18 protein-coding genes are annotated in these 17,715 nt (G+C 71.9%); 7 read left to right on the forward strand and 11 right to left on the reverse strand.

Annotated elements, in window-relative coordinates; genetic code table 11:
* The first annotated feature begins 155 nt into the window (after positions 1–155).
* Genes SXIN_RS32945 through SXIN_RS21085 form a run of 3 tightly spaced genes read left to right on the forward strand, consistent with a single transcriptional unit; the run spans position 156 to position 2,113 of the window.
* Positions 156–476: a helix-turn-helix domain-containing protein gene (locus SXIN_RS32945; protein WP_019711325.1), complete on the forward strand. Its 321-nt coding sequence runs from the start codon at positions 156–158 to the stop codon at positions 474–476.
* A 48-nt stretch (positions 477–524) separates the two neighbouring features.
* Entirely contained in the window at positions 525–1,604 is a 1,080-nt protein-coding gene (locus tag SXIN_RS21080) for an NsdA family TPR-like regulatory protein (RefSeq protein WP_337589358.1), read from the forward strand.
* 14 nt (positions 1,605–1,618) lie between these two features.
* Entirely contained in the window at positions 1,619–2,113 is a 495-nt protein-coding gene (locus SXIN_RS21085; protein ID WP_019711323.1) for a hypothetical protein, read from the forward strand.
* Positions 2,114–2,271: 158 nt separating this feature from the next.
* Here SXIN_RS21085 and SXIN_RS31340 read toward each other — a convergent pair whose 3' ends face one another.
* The 6 genes from SXIN_RS31340 to SXIN_RS21110 all read right to left on the reverse strand — a co-directional run bounded on the left by SXIN_RS31340 (position 2,272) and on the right by SXIN_RS21110 (position 7,928).
* Positions 2,272–2,442 (reverse strand): hypothetical protein, encoded by a 171-nt coding sequence (locus tag SXIN_RS31340; RefSeq protein ID WP_019711322.1) that lies wholly within the window; start codon positions 2,440–2,442, stop codon positions 2,272–2,274.
* Positions 2,443–2,683: 241 nt separating this feature from the next.
* A complete protein-coding gene (locus SXIN_RS21090) occupies positions 2,684–3,217 on the reverse strand; it encodes a hypothetical protein (RefSeq protein ID WP_095757369.1) in 534 nt (177 codons plus the stop codon).
* Positions 3,214–4,938 carry a PHP domain-containing protein gene (locus SXIN_RS21095; protein ID WP_019711320.1) on the reverse strand — a complete coding sequence of 575 codons (1,725 nt, stop codon included), beginning with the start codon at positions 4,936–4,938 and terminating at the stop codon, positions 3,214–3,216. Before SXIN_RS21095 ends, SXIN_RS21090 begins: the two co-directional genes overlap by 4 nt.
* Before the next feature lie 74 nt (positions 4,939–5,012).
* Entirely contained in the window at positions 5,013–5,867 is an 855-nt protein-coding gene (locus SXIN_RS21100) for a helix-turn-helix domain-containing protein (protein WP_019711319.1), read from the reverse strand.
* Positions 5,864–6,472 (reverse strand): hypothetical protein, encoded by a 609-nt coding sequence (locus tag SXIN_RS21105; protein WP_157916325.1) that lies wholly within the window; start codon positions 6,470–6,472, stop codon positions 5,864–5,866. The genes SXIN_RS21100 and SXIN_RS21105 overlap by 4 nt, the downstream gene beginning before the upstream one ends.
* Before the next feature lie 229 nt (positions 6,473–6,701).
* Complete coding sequence (locus tag SXIN_RS21110; protein WP_019711317.1) at positions 6,702–7,928, reverse strand: helix-turn-helix domain-containing protein; 1,227 nt, start codon at positions 7,926–7,928, stop codon at positions 6,702–6,704.
* 104 nt (positions 7,929–8,032) lie between these two features.
* Between SXIN_RS21110 and SXIN_RS21115 the strand changes: the two genes are divergently transcribed.
* Positions 8,033–8,578 carry a GNAT family N-acetyltransferase gene (locus SXIN_RS21115; protein ID WP_019711316.1) on the forward strand — a complete coding sequence of 182 codons (546 nt, stop codon included), beginning with the start codon at positions 8,033–8,035 and terminating at the stop codon, positions 8,576–8,578.
* A 200-nt stretch (positions 8,579–8,778) separates the two neighbouring features.
* Here the strand turns inward: SXIN_RS21115 and SXIN_RS21120 are convergent, their stop codons facing one another.
* The 5 genes from SXIN_RS21120 to SXIN_RS21140 all read right to left on the reverse strand — a co-directional run bounded on the left by SXIN_RS21120 (position 8,779) and on the right by SXIN_RS21140 (position 14,062).
* Complete coding sequence (locus SXIN_RS21120; RefSeq protein ID WP_019711315.1) at positions 8,779–9,099, reverse strand: GatB/YqeY domain-containing protein; 321 nt, start codon at positions 9,097–9,099, stop codon at positions 8,779–8,781.
* Positions 9,100–9,240: 141 nt separating this feature from the next.
* Positions 9,241–10,869, reverse strand: a complete 1,629-nt coding sequence (locus SXIN_RS21125; protein WP_019711314.1) for a hypothetical protein — start codon at positions 10,867–10,869, stop codon at positions 9,241–9,243.
* 237 nt (positions 10,870–11,106) lie between these two features.
* Entirely contained in the window at positions 11,107–12,000 is an 894-nt protein-coding gene (locus SXIN_RS21130; protein WP_019711313.1) for a universal stress protein, read from the reverse strand.
* Between the two features lie 270 nt (positions 12,001–12,270).
* Entirely contained in the window at positions 12,271–13,284 is a 1,014-nt protein-coding gene (gap, locus tag SXIN_RS21135) for a type I glyceraldehyde-3-phosphate dehydrogenase (RefSeq protein ID WP_019711312.1), read from the reverse strand.
* Between the two features lie 166 nt (positions 13,285–13,450).
* Complete coding sequence (locus tag SXIN_RS21140; RefSeq protein WP_019711311.1) at positions 13,451–14,062, reverse strand: DoxX family membrane protein; 612 nt, start codon at positions 14,060–14,062, stop codon at positions 13,451–13,453.
* 428 nt (positions 14,063–14,490) lie between these two features.
* On the opposite strand from SXIN_RS21140, the gene SXIN_RS21145 reads away from it, so the two are divergent.
* The 3 genes from SXIN_RS21145 (at position 14,491) to SXIN_RS21155 (ending at position 17,658) form a co-directional block, all read left to right on the forward strand.
* Positions 14,491–15,216, forward strand: a complete 726-nt coding sequence (locus SXIN_RS21145) for a CBS domain-containing protein (protein ID WP_019711310.1) — start codon at positions 14,491–14,493, stop codon at positions 15,214–15,216.
* Between the two features lie 89 nt (positions 15,217–15,305).
* On the forward strand, positions 15,306–16,037 hold the full coding sequence (locus SXIN_RS21150) for a CBS domain-containing protein (RefSeq protein WP_019711309.1): 732 nt from the start codon (positions 15,306–15,308) through the stop codon (positions 16,035–16,037).
* 418 nt (positions 16,038–16,455) lie between these two features.
* A complete protein-coding gene (locus SXIN_RS21155; RefSeq protein WP_019707043.1) occupies positions 16,456–17,658 on the forward strand; it encodes an IS110 family RNA-guided transposase in 1,203 nt (400 codons plus the stop codon).
* Positions 17,659–17,715 lie beyond the last annotated feature (57 nt).

Genomic DNA, 17,715 nt, shown 5'->3' on the forward strand with positions numbered 1-17,715 from the left:
GCCCGCTTGCTCAGTTGGTCTCATCACGGAACGAGAGTCTCGGCCGGGTGGCATATCGGGAATGGTCGGCAGGGGTTACCTGGGCGGTAATACCGTCTCTTCCACACGCATGAGATGAATTCTCCTGTCCGCACCGCGCCTGGAAAGTTGGTCCCATGGCTTCCACCCTTGGTCTCCCGGAGGAACTCCTCAGACGGGACGACTTACGGCGAGCTCTGGCCGAACACGATTTCGCCGGCGTCTTCGCTCTTGCCAAGAAGTGGGGTGGTCTCAGTCAGAACCGCATCGCGGTCGCGTGCCAGCTCACTCCCGGCAAAGTGTCCAAGATCATCAGCGGACAGCAGCAGGTGACCAGCTTCGACGTGATCGCTCGCATCGCGGACGGCCTGCGGATCCCGGGCACACTGCTGGGCCTGGCCTCACGTCCATGGGAGAGCGACAACTACGACGAAGAACCGCGCAGTCACCCCTCGTAGGGTGACTGCGGTGCCGTCAGTGAGATCCCGTGGCAGCCTGCTGTCACTGTGGACCTCGCCGCACGCCTGACGAGGAGTGACCTGGTGTTGGACCGCCGCGCAGCTACCCGCGCCCTCACGGCCACGGCCGTGACCGGCGCCGCACTGCTGGATTCTCTGGAGGGCTGGCTCCAACCGGCCGCAGTCGCTCACGCCCGGCACCGGTGTGGCCGTCTTGGCGACCGGGAGGTCGACGAGTTGGAGAAGACTGCGCGGATTTTCCGCAGTTGGGATCACCGGTACGGGGGCGGCCTGCGCCGTAAGGCCGTCGTCGGCCAGCTCAACGAGGTCGCATCGGCCATCAACGAGCATCAGGCTCCCCGCATCGAGCAGCGCCTCTATACCGTCATGGCGCACCTGGCCGGTACCGCAGCAACCATGGCGTGGGACTCCGGCCTCCAACGCCGAGCGCAGGACTATTACCGACTGGCCCTGCGCGCCGCCCACGCCGGCAGGGACATCCTCTTCGGCGCCAACGTGCTGGCAGGCATGGCCCGACAGATGCTCTACAGCGATCGGCCGCAGGACGCGCTCGAACTTGTCCGATTGGCACAAGAGGGCGGCGGAAGCTCGGTACCCGCCCGAGTGCGGGCCATGCTGCATACCCGCGAAGCATGGGCCCTGGCGGCTATGGGCCGCACTGCGGCCTTCCACCGCGCCACCGAGAAGGCCCGCGAATCGCTGGCCGAGGCGAAGCCGGGGGAAGAGCCGTACTGGATCGACTACTTCGACGATGCCGAACTCGCCGGCGTCACCGGCGGCCGCCTTCTGGAACTTGCGCGCAAGGACCCCGATGCACATGCCGAGGCGGCAGCGGACCACATCACGCAGGCTCTCAATCGACGTGGGACCGAAGCGAGCCGCAGCCACGCTCTGGACTGGGTGGGCCTCGCCGAATGCTCCTATCTTCAGGGAGACCTGACCAGCGCCGTCGAGCAGACGCACCGGGCAGTGCAGTGTGCTCGCCTCACCATGTCCGCACGCGTCCGTGCACAGCTTGGCCACCTCTACCCGTACACCGTGGGCAACAGCGCCTCCCGCTCCGTCCGCGAGGCGCGCGATAACATCCGCGATCTGTTGGCCAGTTGAGACAGGAGAACACCGTGACGACGATCGCCGTGACCGGGCACATGGACCTCACCGACGCCGGCGTTGACCCGGTACGCAAGGCTCTGCGGGATGTGCTGGCCCGGCACCGTGCGGAGGATGAGGATCTGACCGGGCTTTCCTGCCTGGCCCGGGGTGCCGACACCCTCTTCGCCGAGGAACTGCTCGCAGCCGGTGGCCGGCTCATCGCCGTCCTCCCCTCACGCGACTACCGGCAGGCGAAGGTCAAGCCCGACCACGCCCCGGTCTTCGACCGTCTCCTCGAAGCGGCGGCCGACGTGCTCGTCATGCCGTACGGGACAGCGGGCCGGGAGGCGTACGAGGCGGCCAACGCGGTGATGTTGGACCGCACGGAACGCCTGGTCGCCGTATGGGACGGTGTGCCGCCGTCCGGCAGGGGAGGCGGCACCGCCGATGTGGTCCTCGCCGCGCGCGCCTCCGGTATCCCGGTCGATGTGGTCTGGCCGGACGGCGCCGCCCGCCGCACCTGACGGCCGGAGCTCTTGGACGGCCAGAGTGCCGCGGGCGTCACTCCGACGATGCGGCCGAAGCCGGAGGCCGCCCCCGGCCCGGCCTTAGCCGCGTACGCCCTCCGGGGAAACCGCGAAGCCGGTAACGCGGCGCGGCGCGCGGTCCGGGGCCAGGGGACTCAGCCCGCGTGAGAGGCGATGGGGCCGGCTGTCCGGGCGAGCGCATCCTTGCGGGCCGCGAGCAGGAAGAGGACGGCAGCGGCGGCGATGAAGCCGAAGCCGAGGAGCATGCAGGTCATGACCGTCTCGTAGGAGGCGTCGGCGATCCGGGGGATCGCGTTGAGGAGCACGAGGGCGCAGCAGCACAGGAAGCCGGGGGCGCGAAGCCGCAGCCCGGCCTGCCGCTTCCGCGTCGACTGCGGTGTCCACCCCGCCAGAGCATCGCCACCGGCGCCGGTTGTATGAGCGCAGTCGACACGGCCGGCCCGATCCAGTGGTACACCACATTGCCGTTCACTCCATCCCCCTTCGTTGCCGATCACCAGCCTGGCAGTGGATGAGAAGCGCTCGGACTGGGACTGGGTGACCTGGTCAGTGGTCCGCGCAGCACGGCGTCGGGTCGGGGTCCTCGAACGGCACCAGGGTGCCGCCCGCGGCGGGCATGGCGGCCAGGACGAGCCGGCCGTTCTGCCACTGCGGGCGGACGTGTTCCCGGGTCACCAGCAGCGTGGACGGGAGCGGTTCGTCCGGTGTGCCCACGACCGTCACCTGCTCGATCGCCGAGCGGGTGAGCACCTCCGCGAGCGTCAGTGTGCCGGTGAGGGCGCCCGCGCCCGGGTAGAGGACGGCGCGGCCGGCCTCGTCCGGGGCGCCGTCGCGGACCTCGAACCCCTGGGCGGTGAGCCGGTCCCGGGCGGTGCGCAGGACCGGCTCGGCTCCGGCGGTGCCGGCCGCGAGGGACAGGGCGACGCGCGGGCGCCCGTCGCGCACCAGGTGCGTGCAGCCGAAGACGCCCTCGGGGAGGGAGAGTTCGGCGGCCAGCGCCTGGAGCAGGTGGTCGGCCTCGCGCAGCGTCGCCGCGCCGGTGTCGATGCCGACGGTGTACGGCGCGGAGGGCGGCGTCATGACGGCAGGATCCACACCGGGTTGGAGTAGAACCACAGGTCGCGCCACGGGTCGGCGTCGTCGACGGCGTCGATGGCGGGGCCGGCCGGGTCGGTCGCCGCGCCCAGCGCGCCGACGGCGGACCGGTTGCCGTCGGTGCCGCGCGTGCGGAGGTAGACGGGGCGGTCGACGCGGCCGAGGTCATAGGTGAGGCGGACGGTGCCGGTGTCCTTGTTCACCTCGTAGGACTTGGCCACCCGGGCCGTCGGCGCGGTGAAGGTGTCCTGGTCGGTGACCGGGCCGGTCACCTCACCCCGGATGACGTCCACGCGGGCCAGCTTCGGGGTGAATCCGGCCCAGTTGGGGCCGCCGGCCAGGGCGACGTCCACCGACAGGGTGACCCGCGTGCCCTTGCGGACGTGCAGGGCGCCGCCGAGCGTGGCCCAGCGGCCGCCGCCGGAGACTCGGACGTCGAGGCCGCTGATGAGCCCGCCGTGGTCGACCCAGATGCGGCCGGCGCGGATGCCGTCCATGACCGCGGCGTAGGTGAAGCCGTCGGAACCGACGTGGGTGCGGCTGTACTGGCCGGGCCAGAAGTCGCCCTGCGTGACGTCGATCCGCCCGGCGTAGACGGGATCGTCGTAGCGGCCGTTGGCGCCGAAGTCGCCGCCGCCGCGGGCGGCGGTGTCGGCGTACACCTGGTGGGAGTCGGAGTTGGCGGTGATCCACCACGGGCGGCCCTCGGCGAGGAGGCTGTCCCACAGGCCACCGACAGTGGCGGTCATCCAGTCGAAGCCGCCCCAGGTGCGGTAGCTCTCCAGCGGGTAGCCGGGGAAGGAGTTGGCGCCCGGGCTGCCGTCGTAGATGCCGCGGGCGCGGCCCATGCCGAGCGGCTTGGGCAGGCCGGCCGCCTGGTGGCCGGGTGCCCCCTCGAAGCCGACGGCGATCCGGTGGCGGCCGGGGGTGGCGTCGCGCCAGGCACGGATCTCGTGCGGGGAGTCGATGCCCTTGCGCGCCGGGTGATTGGCGAGCATCAGGGCGTCCTTGACCTTCCGCCGCTTCACCTGGTCGGCGAGGAAGGAGAGGCCGGCGACGGCGAGGGCCTCATTGGCGGGCGTGGAGGCACCGGCGCCCTTGACGCCGCCGTCGTAGTCGGTCTCGAACTGCTTGAAGACGGACACCTCGTTGCGGCCGGGGTGGACGAAGACCGTGCCGTGCTCGGCGGCCGGGATGTTCCACTCCAGGCCCTGGAAGACGAGGGTGTCCTCGTGGGCGGCGCGGGCTTCGCGGATGTCCGGGTTGACCTTCTCCACGCCGATCTTTGCGTGCGCCACGCTGCCGTGATCGGTGATGACCATCCAGTCCATGCCGTGCCGGGCGCCCTGGCGGACCTGGTCCACGACCCGGTACTTGCCGTCGCTGCTGTACTGGGTGTGGATGTGGTGGTCGCCGGCGAGCCAGAGGAAGCCCCTCCTGCGGCGCCCGTTGCCCGCGGCCCCCGCGGGGGCCGCGGCCGCGGTGGAGGTCGGGGCGAGGACGGTGCCCGCGGCCAGTCCGGCGCCGAGCAGGCCCGCGCGGCGCAGCAGGCCGCGGCGCGACTGCTGCTCAGGGCTCAGGGCCTCGTCGGGGACGCTCGTGTCGAAGGCGGCGGGCAGAGCCTGCGGGGCCTCGTGGTCGTGGTCGTGCGTGTGTGCGTGTCCGTGGTGGTGATGGCCGTGCGCGTGACCGTGTCCGTGCCCCATGAAGATCCTCCTGGATACCGCCGCCCGTGCGCGGCTCCGAGGAGGATCGAGCCAGAAGATGAACGTTTAACGACTCAGGGATGAGCCCCGCCCGCCGCCCTGCCTGCCCCGGCATGAAACCTCTGAGCGGAGGACATCCGCGGGTTCTCCAGGAGCGCCAGGGAGTCCGCCGGGCTGAGCGCCTGGCCGCGCAGGGTGCCGTACCGCTGTTGCAGCGCGCGGACCTCGGCGGGGCGCGTCACCGTCCGGTGACCGGTCCGCGCCACCACGGGCCGGTCCGTGGCGGGCTCCAGCAGCAGGAGCGGCCCGTCGGGAGCCGCGTGCTCCACCGCGTCCAGCGGCATCACCTGGAGCTGCACCCGTGGCAGCCGCGCCACCTCGGCCAGGTACGCGATCTGCCCGCGCAGCGCCTCCGGGCCGCCGTACGCGCGGTGCAGGACGGCCTCCTCCAGCACACAGGTGACCAGCAGGCCCGAGTCCCCGTGGAGCACTTGGCGGTGGGCCGCGGACGCGCTGACCTCGGCGTCGAGTTCCGTCGCGCTCGCCGTCGGCCGGAGGGCGCGCAGCACCGCCCGGGCGTAGTCGTCCGTGCACAGGAGTTCGGGCACGACCGAGGGCGCGTAGGCGTGCCAGGCGGCGATCACCGACGGCGAGGGACAGCCGGCCGAGCCCGCCGCCCGGACATGCTCGACCAGCTCGGCGGCGGCCGTCAGCACACCCCCGGCCTCCAGCGCCTGGTCGGCCCCGTCGAGAAACACGGGGCTCGGTGGCCGGCGCCCCTGCTCGGCCGCCGCGACGGCGTGGCTGCTGTAGCCGATCGTCTCGCCGAGCTCGGCCTGTGTCAGCTGCGCCCGGCCGCGGAGCACCCCGATCTGCCGCCCGACACAGCGGAGCACTTCCCACCCGTCCACCTGCCCGTACGCCGTCACTGGGCGGCCTCCGGGGAGATGCGGGCGAGTGCGGGGCGGGCCGGTTGACACGACTCCTGCTGGCCGAGAGCCAGTTGGCGTCGGCCGACGTCAATGAGCTGCTTCACCGCGCGTGGACGGCACAGCCGCCCGGGCACATCCACGGGCACTGGCCAGTACGAGCAGCCCGCAGTGCTTCGGACGCGATCCGGGCGTGGCACTCCGAGATGAGAGCCCGTGCCCAGGCAGGCGGCGTCCCGCTCCTCCCACCGGTGCGCTGTACGTGCCGGTACCAGCGCGTAGAACTGGCGGCGATGATGGTCGGCGATCACCGGCCCGCCGCACAGGGTGTCACGCAGGCAGGCGTCAATGGCTTCCTGGTCGCCGGTGCCGGCGGCGGCCTCGACGAGTTCCCGGCCGATACGGACAGCTGCGAAGCGCACACCGCATGCCAGCAGCGTGACTCCGGACTCGGCCCACTCCACCCGGGCCCGCCGACGGTCCGCCGCCGCGCAGAGCAGCCAGCGAATCACCGCGATGTCCTGGTCCCGCGGGCGGGGTGCGAAGGCGCCGTGCGTCGGCGGTCCGTCGGCCAGCGGTAGGTGCAGGACTTGTCCAACAGGCATGCGGCCGTCTCGACTTGAGGCGTGACGGGCGTGTGAACTGGTCTCCACGGTGCAGCTCCCCGGTGTGTTTGCTGAGCGTGTGGACACGGCCGTGACCCTGAGGGGAATCGCGACCGGCACCACCATCGGCAGTCACGCTATGGAGCCAAGCGGTTACGTCCCAGCGTCGTAGTTCACCATTCGTCTGATCGCGGACGGGCCGGGCGGGACGCTTTGTCCTACTCCTCGTTCACAAACTCGGATCCACCCCGAGGCGCGCCGCCAGTCCCCGGAGCGGTGTGTTCCTGCGGCGTTCGGCCTCCAGCATCTCCCGCACGGTCGCAGCCGCCAGCGTCTGATACCTGATCCATTCCGGCTGTTCGCGTTCCACATCCAGCAGCGTGGCCAGTGCGCCGTCACCGTTCCCGGTCTGATACTGCGCCTGAGCCACATCAACGCGGTGTGCGGCACTGTGCACCGGGCGGGAAATCGCGGACAGATCGACCCGTTCGGCAAGAGCCAGGGCCTTGTCCGGTTGGTTCTCCTCCCCGGCGAGGGCGATGTTCACCTGCTGTGTCTGCACGTCCACTCGTGAAAAGGCGGTGCCGTAGAGGCGCACAGGACGCGAGCGGACGGCTGCTGACTCAGCGACGTTCAGCAACTCCTCCGCTTCGCTCCGCCGGCCACGCCGTGCGGCGGGTGTCGCAGCGGCGAGCAGCAGGTTCCCGTAGACGGCGAGCTGTGCTCTGTTCGCCTTCCGGAACGCCGGCTCCAGGTCCTCGGCCTTGCGCTCCGCGACCCTCTGCGCCTCCTCCCAGCGACCCTGACGCAGCAGGACCCAGGAGAGCGTGGACACTCCCATCCCGGACATCAAGGGGTCCGAGGCACGCTCGGCTGCTTCAAGCTGTGCCTTCACGGCCTGGAACGCCCAAGCCGTGTGTCCGGCCTGGGCCGCCAGGCAGGCTGCGAGCTGGTAGGCGAGAGCAAGTCTGGCCCACACCCGGGATGCCTCCGGACCGGCCGCTTCGCGTGTGGCGGCCCGCCCGTCCCGCAGCAGATGAGGAAGCTGGCAGGCGAGTGTGCTGTAAGCACCGCGCCAATAGAGGGAGGTGGCCTCCCCGACGGCGTCCGCCCACACGTCCGCCCGGGGCGGATCCTCGTCCACTTCGTCGATGGGGACTCCGGGGAGAGCGGTCACGTCCTGAATGGCGTCGCGGAGGGCGAGGAGCCCTCCCGTGGCGTCATCGGACTGATGGGCGGTGACGGTGGGACTGCCGAGGAGACGTTCCAGTTCGGTATCCAGGGCGGCGGCGATCGCACGGAGAGTCGTGAGGCGGGCGGATTGCCGTTGCCCCTGTTCCAGCTTGCGGATGGTGTCCACATGGACCTCCGCCCGCGCCGCCAGTTCCTCCTGGGTGACGTCACGGAACTCCCGCAGGGCGCGGATACGGTCGCCGATACTGCTGGCTTTCACCATGGTTGACCCCCGGCCGGACGGTTCTTTTCCCCATCACGCTACGCGCGGCTGGAGCGGTGGGTAAGGGAACAGGGGAAGACGTGCCCGGAGAAGGGAACGGCGTCATGCGTGAGGTGACGTTGGAACGGTACGCGGGACCGGAGGCCTCCGGGCAGCTCGATGCGTTCCTCCCGGCCTACAAGGAGATCTACGCCGAGCCCCCGTACTGCGAAGGCCCGCATGACGTTGCGGAGTTCGCCGACCGGTACCGGACGCAGACCGGGCGCCCCGGTATGCGCCTGGTCCTCGCCCGTGATGCGAAGGAGGTGGTCGGATTCACCTTCGGCTACCTGCTGCCGCCGGACACCGGATGGTGGAAGAACCTCCTGGAGCCGCTTCCGGCGGAGTTCACACGGGAGAACGGCGAGCGGACGTTCGTCGTCATCGAACTCGCTGTCCGCAAACCGTGGCGCCGACGCGGCATCGCCGCCGGACTGCACCGTACGCTCCTCGATGGCCTGAACGCCGAGCGCGTCACCCTCACGATGCGGCCCGAGCCGGAGGCCGCCCCGGCCCAGTCCGCATACGCCGCCTGGGGATACCGCAAGGTCGGCGTCTCGCATCCGTGGGAGGACGCCCCGTACTACGACGCGATGGTCCTCGACCTCTGAGCTCCGTCCACGAAGCGCGCGGTGGATTGCCGGCTTCTGGCCCGAAAGCCGATGGACGAAACGGCAGCGTGACGTCTTCCGGCGGCCGAGGACCTCGACCACAGGGGCCTCGCCCACCTGGCCGGTGAAGCCGCTGCAATGCGTGCGTCGCCGGTCCCGTCCGGGACACCGGGCACGGCGACGCGGGACGATGCCGCGCTCTACGCGGTACCCGGCCCGTCGAGGAGCCGGAGCAGGACGGCGGCCTCCGCGCGGAGCCGGGCGGCGCGGTCGGCGTGTGCGGGTGCCGTCAACTGTGCTGCGGCGTCCAGCCGTTCTGCCGCCTCGGCGCGCACGACGTCGATCACATCGCGCTCGCTCAGCTCCTGCCGCGCCGCTTCGGTGGTACCGGCTCCGGCCGGTGACTGCTCCAGGGCCATGCCGCGGAGTCCGGCTTCGCCCACGGGCACCGCCTCGGCGTTGTCCAGCGCGGCCAGTGTCGCGCGCAGGGCGCTCACCGCCGCCTTGTCGCGGGCGCGCATCGCTTCCGGCAGGGCTTGACGCATACGGAGACGCAGAGACATACCGGTGACCCTAGGGACGGACCCCCGGCTCCACAACGCGATATCCGCGCGGCCGCCGGCCTGACGCCTGCCGGGAGGCCGGAGGCCGCGCGCCTCCCGTCAGGCCGAGGACAGCTGTTCCGCTATCTCCTTGATCCAAGCAGCCGTCTTCGCGGGGTCGTTGAGCGAGTCCGCCCACTCGTCGGCGGTCAGCCGGTGGTTGCCGGGGCCGGCTTTGAGGGCGATGAGGAGGGCTCTGGCCGAGTCCCGCATCTCGGCCGCTGTGGCGCCGCTCCCGCGGATGTCGGGACCCGCCGCCAATCCGTAGATCTTGCGTGCCATGGCCTGGCGTTCGCCGTTCTCCACCTTCTTCCAGAACTTCAGGGCCTCCTTCAGCGCGTCCTCGCGGGAGGCGGGCTCCGCCGGGGTCTCCTCCTCCGCCGCCCAGCGTTCGGGGTGGCGGGCCCCGTCGTAGCGCTTCATGCCCGCGCGGCCCGCCCGGTAGGCGGCGACGCCGAGGATGAGGCCGGCCGCACCCGCGGCGAGGCCCCAGCCGACCGGGTTGCTCGCCAGCCCGGCTCCTCCCGCCGTGGCGGCGACCGCCGTCACGATGCCGCCCGCGGCCTTGGTGGACTCGCCCACGGCGGTGGCCGCCTGCTTGCCCATCTTGTGGCGCTGCTTGCCGAGCGCGTACGTGTGTACCGTGTTCAGCGTGTTCACGTCCTCGGCGCGCCGGAGGTCTCCGGCGGCGTCGCGGGCGTCGCCCATCGCCGCCCAGGCCGCGTCGATGGCCTCGGAGACGCGCTCCAGCCGGTCCTCGCCCTCGTGGTCCCACTGCAGGTCCAGTGCGACGTACGCCTCGGCCGCGGCCCATTCGGCCTGCTCCCGCGCCTGGCTGAGCCGGGCCAGCGCTCCCTCCTCGGTGCGGTCGGGCTTGTCCAGCCCTTTCAGGGCACGGTATTTGCGGGCCGTCGTCCCGAAGCGGCTCGCGGCGCGGGCGCCCTTCACCGCGCCGACGGCACCGGAGCCGATACCGCTCGCCTCGGCCGTTGTCATGGCGTTCGCCGCCTTCTGGGCCTTGGTCAGCTCCTTGGCGATGGCGAGGGCGTAGCTTCCCGAGCTGGCGGCGCCGACGACCGCGTCGGTCGTCTTCGAGGTGGACTTCTTGTCCGCTTCGTGGAAAGCGGCGCCCTTCTCGTGCTTCTTGGCGCTCTTCCTGGCTTTGGCCGCATCCATGCCGCTGAGCACGGTGCCGGCGGTCTCCGTGACGAGGTTCTCCGACGCGGCGGCGGTCCCCGAGGAGGCGGCCGAGTGTTTGAGCCCGTCGTTGACCGTGGCGGAGGCCTGCTGGGAGAAACCCGCGTTGGCGGGGACATGGACGCCCTTGACGAAGGTGTCGATGAATTCGAGGTTCTTCTTGACCCGGTCGAGGACCGCGGCGATCCGCTCGCGGTAACTCTTCGGTGCGGCGGACGCGTTGCCGTTCTCCGGCGCATTCCCTTGCGCCGTGTTCGCCGTGTTCGCCGTGTTGGCCGTATTAGCCGTGTTCGTCGTCTTCGCCGCGCCCCTGGCGCGCTGCACCGCCGCGGTCGCGGCCCGGTTGCCGGCGCCGGCCTGGATCGCGCGGAGGGCGCGCTCCGCCGGGTTTCCCGGCGGACTCCCTGTCCGGCTTCGGTCCCGGCGCTGCCGGTTCGGCGTCGGGGCGCTCACGGACGGCCGAGCCGGGGTGCGGTGGACCGGGGTGCTCATGGACGTGCCTCTCCTGGGCCGGACCGGGCGAGGGGAGAGTAGCCAGGCCCGGCCAACGGAAAGGGAGCAGCCGGGAAACGGTCCGCGGATGGTGTGCGACGCGTTGTGGCGGATTCCGCCGCACACGGCCGCGGCCCGCCGGCCGCCCCCGTGAACGGGAAACTTCCGGCGGGCCGTTGACGTCGCCCGGTGCGTCTGAGCCGAGTCGTGTCAGTCCAGTCAGTCCAGTCAGTCGAGTCAGTCGTGTGGGACGACCGCGACCGGGACGGAGCAGTGGTGCAGCACCGCGTGGGCGACGGCGCCGAGGTGGGTGCCGATGGGCGAGCGGCGGATGCGGCGGCCGATGACCACCAGGGAGGCGTCGCAGCCCGACTCCAGCAGGTGGTCGGCCGGCTTGCCGATGACCGCCTGGGCTTCGACCTCGACCCCGGGGAACTTCTGCCGCCAGGTGCGCAGGATGTCGGCGAGCTGGGCGGACCGCCGCTCGCCGAGCTCGGACTCCAGGTCGGCGGACTGGGGCAGGTCGCCGTGGGGCGCCACGCTCCAGCCGTGCACCACGCGCAGCCGGGTGTCGCGCCGCGCGGCGGCGTCGAAGGCGAACTCCAGTAGTTCGTCGCTGGGCGAGGACAGGTCCAGTCCGAGGACCACGTCCTTGTACGGGCTGGCGGCGGAGGTGCGGCCCGCCGGGTCCGGCCGGTGCTCGTCGCCCGCCTGCTCCCCGGCGCGGACCAGGACGACCGGCCGGCGGGCGTGGGCGGCGGTGGACAGTCCGACCGAGCCCACCAGGAAGCCGGTCAGCCCCTTGAGACCGCGGGAGCCGAGGACCAGCAGCTCGGACTCGTCCGCGACCAGCGGCAGCACCTCCACCGGGTGGCCGCGGAGCTGGTCCCTGGTGATCTCCAGGTCCGGGTGGCGGGTGCTGAGTTCTTCGGTGGCCTCGCGCGGGATGCGCTCGGCCCAGTGGCGCTGGACCTCGGGGCCGCTGCTCGGCGGGAGCGGGTACGGGAGCGGCTCCCAGACGTGGACGACGCGCAGCGGCAGTCCGCGGAGCTCAGCCTCGCGGGCCGCCCAGTCGGCGGCTGCGATGCTCTCGCGGGAGCCGTCGAGACCGAGGGTGACGGGACGGGACATGGTGGCTACCTCCAGGATTCGAACGCCGCGGTGACGTCCTTGCTTCGGTTCCAGACTCGCAGGCGGGAGGCGGCTGTTGGAGGGCCGCAGGTCCCGGTCGCGGAACCGGCGGTCCCGGAACGCGCCGGGCCCTTCCGCGCCGGGCTGGGGCGGGGAAGGGCGGGTGGGGCGGGCGTGGCCCGTGATCCGGCGGTGCCGTGCGGCCGGGCGGGGCCGGCGGCGCTCGCCGGGTCGCTCCGCACGGGTGCGCGCCGGTGCGACGCGGCCGGATCAGAGCCGGGCGGCCACGTACTCCGTGAGGTCCAGCAGCCGGTTGCTGTAGCCCCACTCGTTGTCGTACCAGCCGAAGACCTTGACCAGCTCGCCGTGTGCCTGCGTGAGCGGGGCGTCCACGATGCAGGAGGCCGGGTCGCCGACGATGTCGCGGGAGACGATCGGCGCCGTGCTCACCCGCAGCACGCCCTTCAGCGCGCCCTCGGCCGCCTCGGCGAAGGCCTCGTTGATCTCCTCGGTGGTGGTCTCGCGGCGCAGCACCAGCGCGAGGTCGGTGAGCGAGCCGTCCTCGACGGGGACGCGGACGGCGATGCCGTCCAGGGCGCCGGCCAGCTCGGGCAGGACCAGGCCGACGGCGCGGGCGGCGCCGGTGGACGTCGGGATGATGCTCACGGCGGCCGTGCGGGCGCGGCGCAGGTCCTTGTGCGGACTGTCCAGCACCGACTGGTCGTTGGTGTAGCCGTGGATGGTCGTCATCAGCCCCTTGACGATGCCGAACCGCTCGTGGAGCACCTTCACCATCGGCACCACGCAGTTGGTGGTGCAGGAGGCGTTGGACACGATCTCGTGCCGCTCGGCGTCGTAGTCCGTCTCGTTGACGCCCATGACGATGGTGGCGTCCACGTCCTTGCCGGGCGCGGAGAGCAGCACCTTGCGGGCGCCGGCCTTGAGGTGGCGGGCGATCTCCTCGCGGGTGCGGAAGCGGCCGGTGGCCTCGATGACGATGTCCACGCCGTGCTCAGCCCAGGCCAGTTCGGCCGGGTCGCGCTCGGCGGTGACGGCGATGCGGTGGCCGTCCACGGTGATCGAGCCGGCGTCGTGCGAGACGGTGCGGCCGAGCCGCCCGTAGGTGGAGTCGTACTCCAGGAGGTGCGCGAGGGTCGCCGTGGGCGCGATGTCGTTGACCGCCACCACTTCGACCGGTGTGGTGTCGTCCGTCCGCCCCAGGGCGCTGCGCAGGTAGTTGCGCCCGATGCGGCCGAATCCGTTGATGCCTACCCGTACGGTCATGTCCGTTCCTCCGGAACGTTGTGTGCTGGCGGATGCGTGGTGACGGCGGTGCGTGTGCCGGGCGAGGGGCCCGGGGCCGGGTGCGGGACCGGACCCGGACATCCGGCCGGGCCGGCGGTGCTGGGCGCCGGCCCGGTCGGGGTTTCCCTGTCGCGGCTCATGAGGTTCAGAGGAGCCAGCGGTTCTTGCGGACGATGGGCAGTTCCGCCCACTTGCGGCCCAGGCCCCAGGTGTTGCCGGCGTAGGCGGCGGCGAGGGCGATCAGGACCAGCGCGTAGATCAGGTGGTAGTCGGCCACGGGGTTGGTCGACATGCTCGGCGCGCCGTTCGACAGGTGTTGCGCGAGTGGCCATTCGGCCGCCCACATCAGCATCATCATCAGGGACCCGGCGGCGGCGGTCAGCCGCAGCGCCACACCGCTGAGGAGTGCCACGCCGATGCCCAGCAGGCCGAGCATGAACAGCCAGTTCGCCCAGCCGGCGCCCGCGATGTCGTGGAAGGTGGACTCCAGCGGTCCGACGGCGACGCCGCTGAGGAAGCCCTTGGTGGGCGATCCGCCGTCGATCCAGCCCTTGCCCGCGGGGGTGGCGTAACCCCATCCGAAGGTCTTGTCGAGGAAGGCCCAGAGGAAGACGAAGCCGGTCACGATGCGGACGATCGCGAAGGTCTTCGCCCCGGCCGGGGTCATCACCGCGCCGTGCTCCGGGGCGGTCTGGGCCGCACGCTGGGACGGGACCTGCATGCTGCGGTTCAGACGGGGTTCCTGCATGACGGCCATGACGGGCTCCTTCACTCGGGGTGGACCCTTTCGGGTGTCTCCCGTCCGGTGGCTCCCGGTCGGGGTGACGCTTTAACCATGGCGCTTCGGACCGGTGTGCGACCGGTGCCGAAAGACCGCCTCGTACGGGCCCAACGGCCCCCGTTTCCCGGGCCCCTTGGACGCCGGGCGGGCCCGGCCGGGAAAGGTCCCGGGCGGGGTGCGCGCGGGGGCGCCGTACGGCCCGGGCCCCGGTGGGCCGAACGGCCCCGTCACCGGCCCGGGCAGCCCCTGTGAAGTGCGGGGGGCCGGGCGGATCGTGGAATCGCGACCCGTGGCCGCGCCGCCCGTACCGGTACACCGCCGGCAGCGGGCGGGCGGGACGAGCCGGACGAAGGAACCCACGCACCGGACCGGCCCGCACAGGACCGGGGGATGAGGAGATGGCCATGAAGCAGCGGAAGGTCGGCAGCGTGATGACGGACGACGTCGTCCGGGTCGTCCGCACCACCCCGTTCAAGGACATCGCGGCCCTGCTCGACGAGCACCGCATCAGCGGGGTGCCCGTCGTGGACGACGACGAGAAGGTCCTCGGCGTGATCTCCGAGACGGACCTCATGGCCCGGCAGACCGAGCAGACGGACCCGGGGGAGCGGCGCCACCGCTTCCGGCTCACCCCCGCCGCGTACCGGACCGCCGCCAAGGCCCGCGCCCGGACGGCCGGCGAACTGATGTCCTCCCCGGCGGTCACCGTGCGCGCCGAGAGTTCCATCGCTGAGGCGGCCCGCATCCTGGCCAAGTACCGCGTCGAACGGCTGCCCGTGATCGACGAGGAGGACCGGCTGGTCGGCATCGTCACCCGCCGCGACCTGCTCCAGGTCTTCCTGCGGCCCGACGAGGAGATCCGCGCCGAGGTGATCGACGAGGTGCTGGTCCGCACCCTGTGGCTGGTGCCGCAGGCCGTCAAGGTCACCGTCACCGACGGCGTCGTCACGCTGGAGGGCGAGCTGGAGCGCAGCAGCGAGGTGCCCGTCGCCGTCCGGATGACCGGGCAGATCGACGGCGTCGTCTCCGTGGTGGACCGGCTGACCTCCCGCTACGACGACTCCCGGCTGCGGCCGGCCGAGGCGTCGACCGCGCAGGGCACCGTCGACGACTGGCTGCGCAGCCTCTGATGGCCAGGGCCCTCGGGCTCCCGGAATCCCGGGCCTCCCGCATCCGTGGCCGTCGCACACCCGAGCGCCACACCGACCGAGGAGAAGCCGTGCAGAGCGGAGAGCACATCGTCAATGACGTGATGACGCACACGGTCATCGGCGTCGGCCGGGACGCTCCCTTCAAGGAGATCGTCCGGACCATGCTGCAGTGGGAGATCAGCGCCCTGCCCGTGCTGGCCGAGGACGGCCGGGTCATCGGCGTGGTCTCCGAGGCCGATCTGCTGCCGAAGGAGGAGTTCCGCAGGCTCTGTCCGCCCGGCCTGGACGATCCCGGGCGCCGGCGCGACGTGGTGAAGGCGGAGGCGTACACCGCCGGGGAGCTGATGACCTCCCCCGCCGTCACCGTGCGGGCGGGCGCCACCCTCGCCGAGGCCGCGCGGCTCATGGCGCTGCGCAAGGTCAAACGGCTGCCGGTGACCGACCCCGGGGGCATGCTCGCCGGAGTCGTCAGCCGGGGAGACCTGCTGAAGGTCTTCCTCCGCTCCGACGAGGACATCGAGGAGGAGGTGCGCCGCGAGGTGACCGGCCCGCTGTTCGGCGCCTCGGCGGCCGTGGAGGTGCGCGTACGGGAGGGCATGGTGGTCCTCGCCGGACGGATCCCCGACTGCGCCCTGGTCCCGGTCGCCGCCCGGCTGACCCGCGCGGTGGCCGGTGTGGTGGACGTGGAGTGCGCCTTCGCCGGGCCCGAGCCGTGCCCGCCGGTCACCCCGCCGGCCGCTCGGCCGGTCGCTCAGCCGGCCATCCCGCCGCTCGCCGTCGGGGGAGTGCCGGAGGCCTGACCCCTGGGGGGCCGCCTCCGCCCGCCCGTCCCGGCGGCACGGGCATCGGCAGCCGCCGCGGCGCGGGGCACGCACCGGTCCCCGTACGGATCCGGGTCAGGGAGATCCGTACGGGGGTCGGCGCCTGTGCGGCCGCTTCGGGACCGGTGGGCCCGCCCCGTTATCTTCTTCGCGGTCCTGCAAGAGGGCTGCTGGCCTCCGGGCCCGGCATGACTGTTGCCCCCTGTCGTTGGGATGACCTGGGGGGTGGTGTCACCGGGCCCGAGGGGTGCCGTCGGAGACGCTGATCAGAGGCCCGACCACCGCCCGGCCGGGCGCAATGCCCGGCCACTCGCGGGCGGCAGGTCTGCATAACGTGGATGCGCGCGAACGGCCCCGCCACCGAGGCCGGCACGGCATCGACGCATGTGGGGGCACGGTGATCGACATCGACGAGACGGGCGTCTTCCTCGGCCTGGACGTCGGCAAGAGCAGCCATCACGGACACGGACTCACCCCGGCCGGGAAGAAGGTGTTCGACAAGCCGCTGCCCAACAGCGAACCGAAACTGCGGGCCGTCTTCGACAAGCTCCGTGACAAGTTCGGCCGGGTGCTGGTGATCGTGGACCAGCCCGCCTCCATCGGCGCCCTGCCGCTGACCGTCGCCCGCGACGCGGGCTGCCAGGTCGCCTATCTGCCCGGGCTGGCGATGCGCAGGATTGCCGACCTCTACCCGGGTGAAGCCAAGACCGACGCCCGCGACGCGGCCGTTATCGCGGACGCTGCACGCACCATGCCCCACACCCTGCGTTCCCTCGACCTCACGGACGAGATCACCGCCGAGCTGACCATGCTGGTCGGCTTCGACCAGGACCTGGCCGGCGAGGCCAACCGCACCTCCAACCGCATCCGCGGCCTGCTCACCCAGTTCCACCCCAGCCTCGAACGCGTCCTGGGACCCCGCCTGGACCATCCCGCCATCACCTGGCTACTGGAGCGCTACGGCTCCCCGGCCGCCCTGCGCAAGGCCGGCCGCCGCAAACTCGTCGAGGTCATACGGCCCAAGGCCCCGCGCATGGCCCAGCGACTCGTCAACGACATCTTCACCGCCCTCGACGAACAGACCGTCGTCGTCCCGGGAACCGGCACCCTGGACGTCATCGTGCCCTCGCTGGCCAAGTCGCTGGCCACCGTCCACGAACAACGCCGCGCACTGGAAACCCAGATCGAGACCCTGCTGGAGGCTCACCCTCTTTCCCAGGTCCTGACCTCGATGCCCGGCATCGGCGTCAGGACCGCCGCAGTCCTCCTGACCACCATCGGCGACGGCAGCTCCTTCCCCACCGCCGCCCACCTCGCCTCCTACGCCGGCCTCGCCCCCACCACCCGACAGTCCGGATCCTCCATCCACGGCGAACACGCCCCCAGAGGCGGAAACCGACAGCTCAAACGCGCGATGTTCCTCTCCGCGTTCGCCGCCCTCCACGACCCCGCCTCCCGCACCTACTACGACCGCTGCCGAGCCCGGGGCAAAACCCACACCCAAGCCCTCCTCCGCCTCGCCCGCCACCGCATCAGCGTCCTCTTCGCCATGCTCCGCGACGGCACCTTCTACGAACCCAGAACCCCACGACTCGCTTGACGAAAGACATAGAGGCACCCCCCGGGGGGTCCCGCCGAGCCGGTGACCAACGGACGG

Source organism: Streptomyces xinghaiensis S187, assembly GCF_000220705.2.
Taxonomy (GTDB): domain Bacteria; phylum Actinomycetota; class Actinomycetes; order Streptomycetales; family Streptomycetaceae; genus Streptomyces; species Streptomyces xinghaiensis.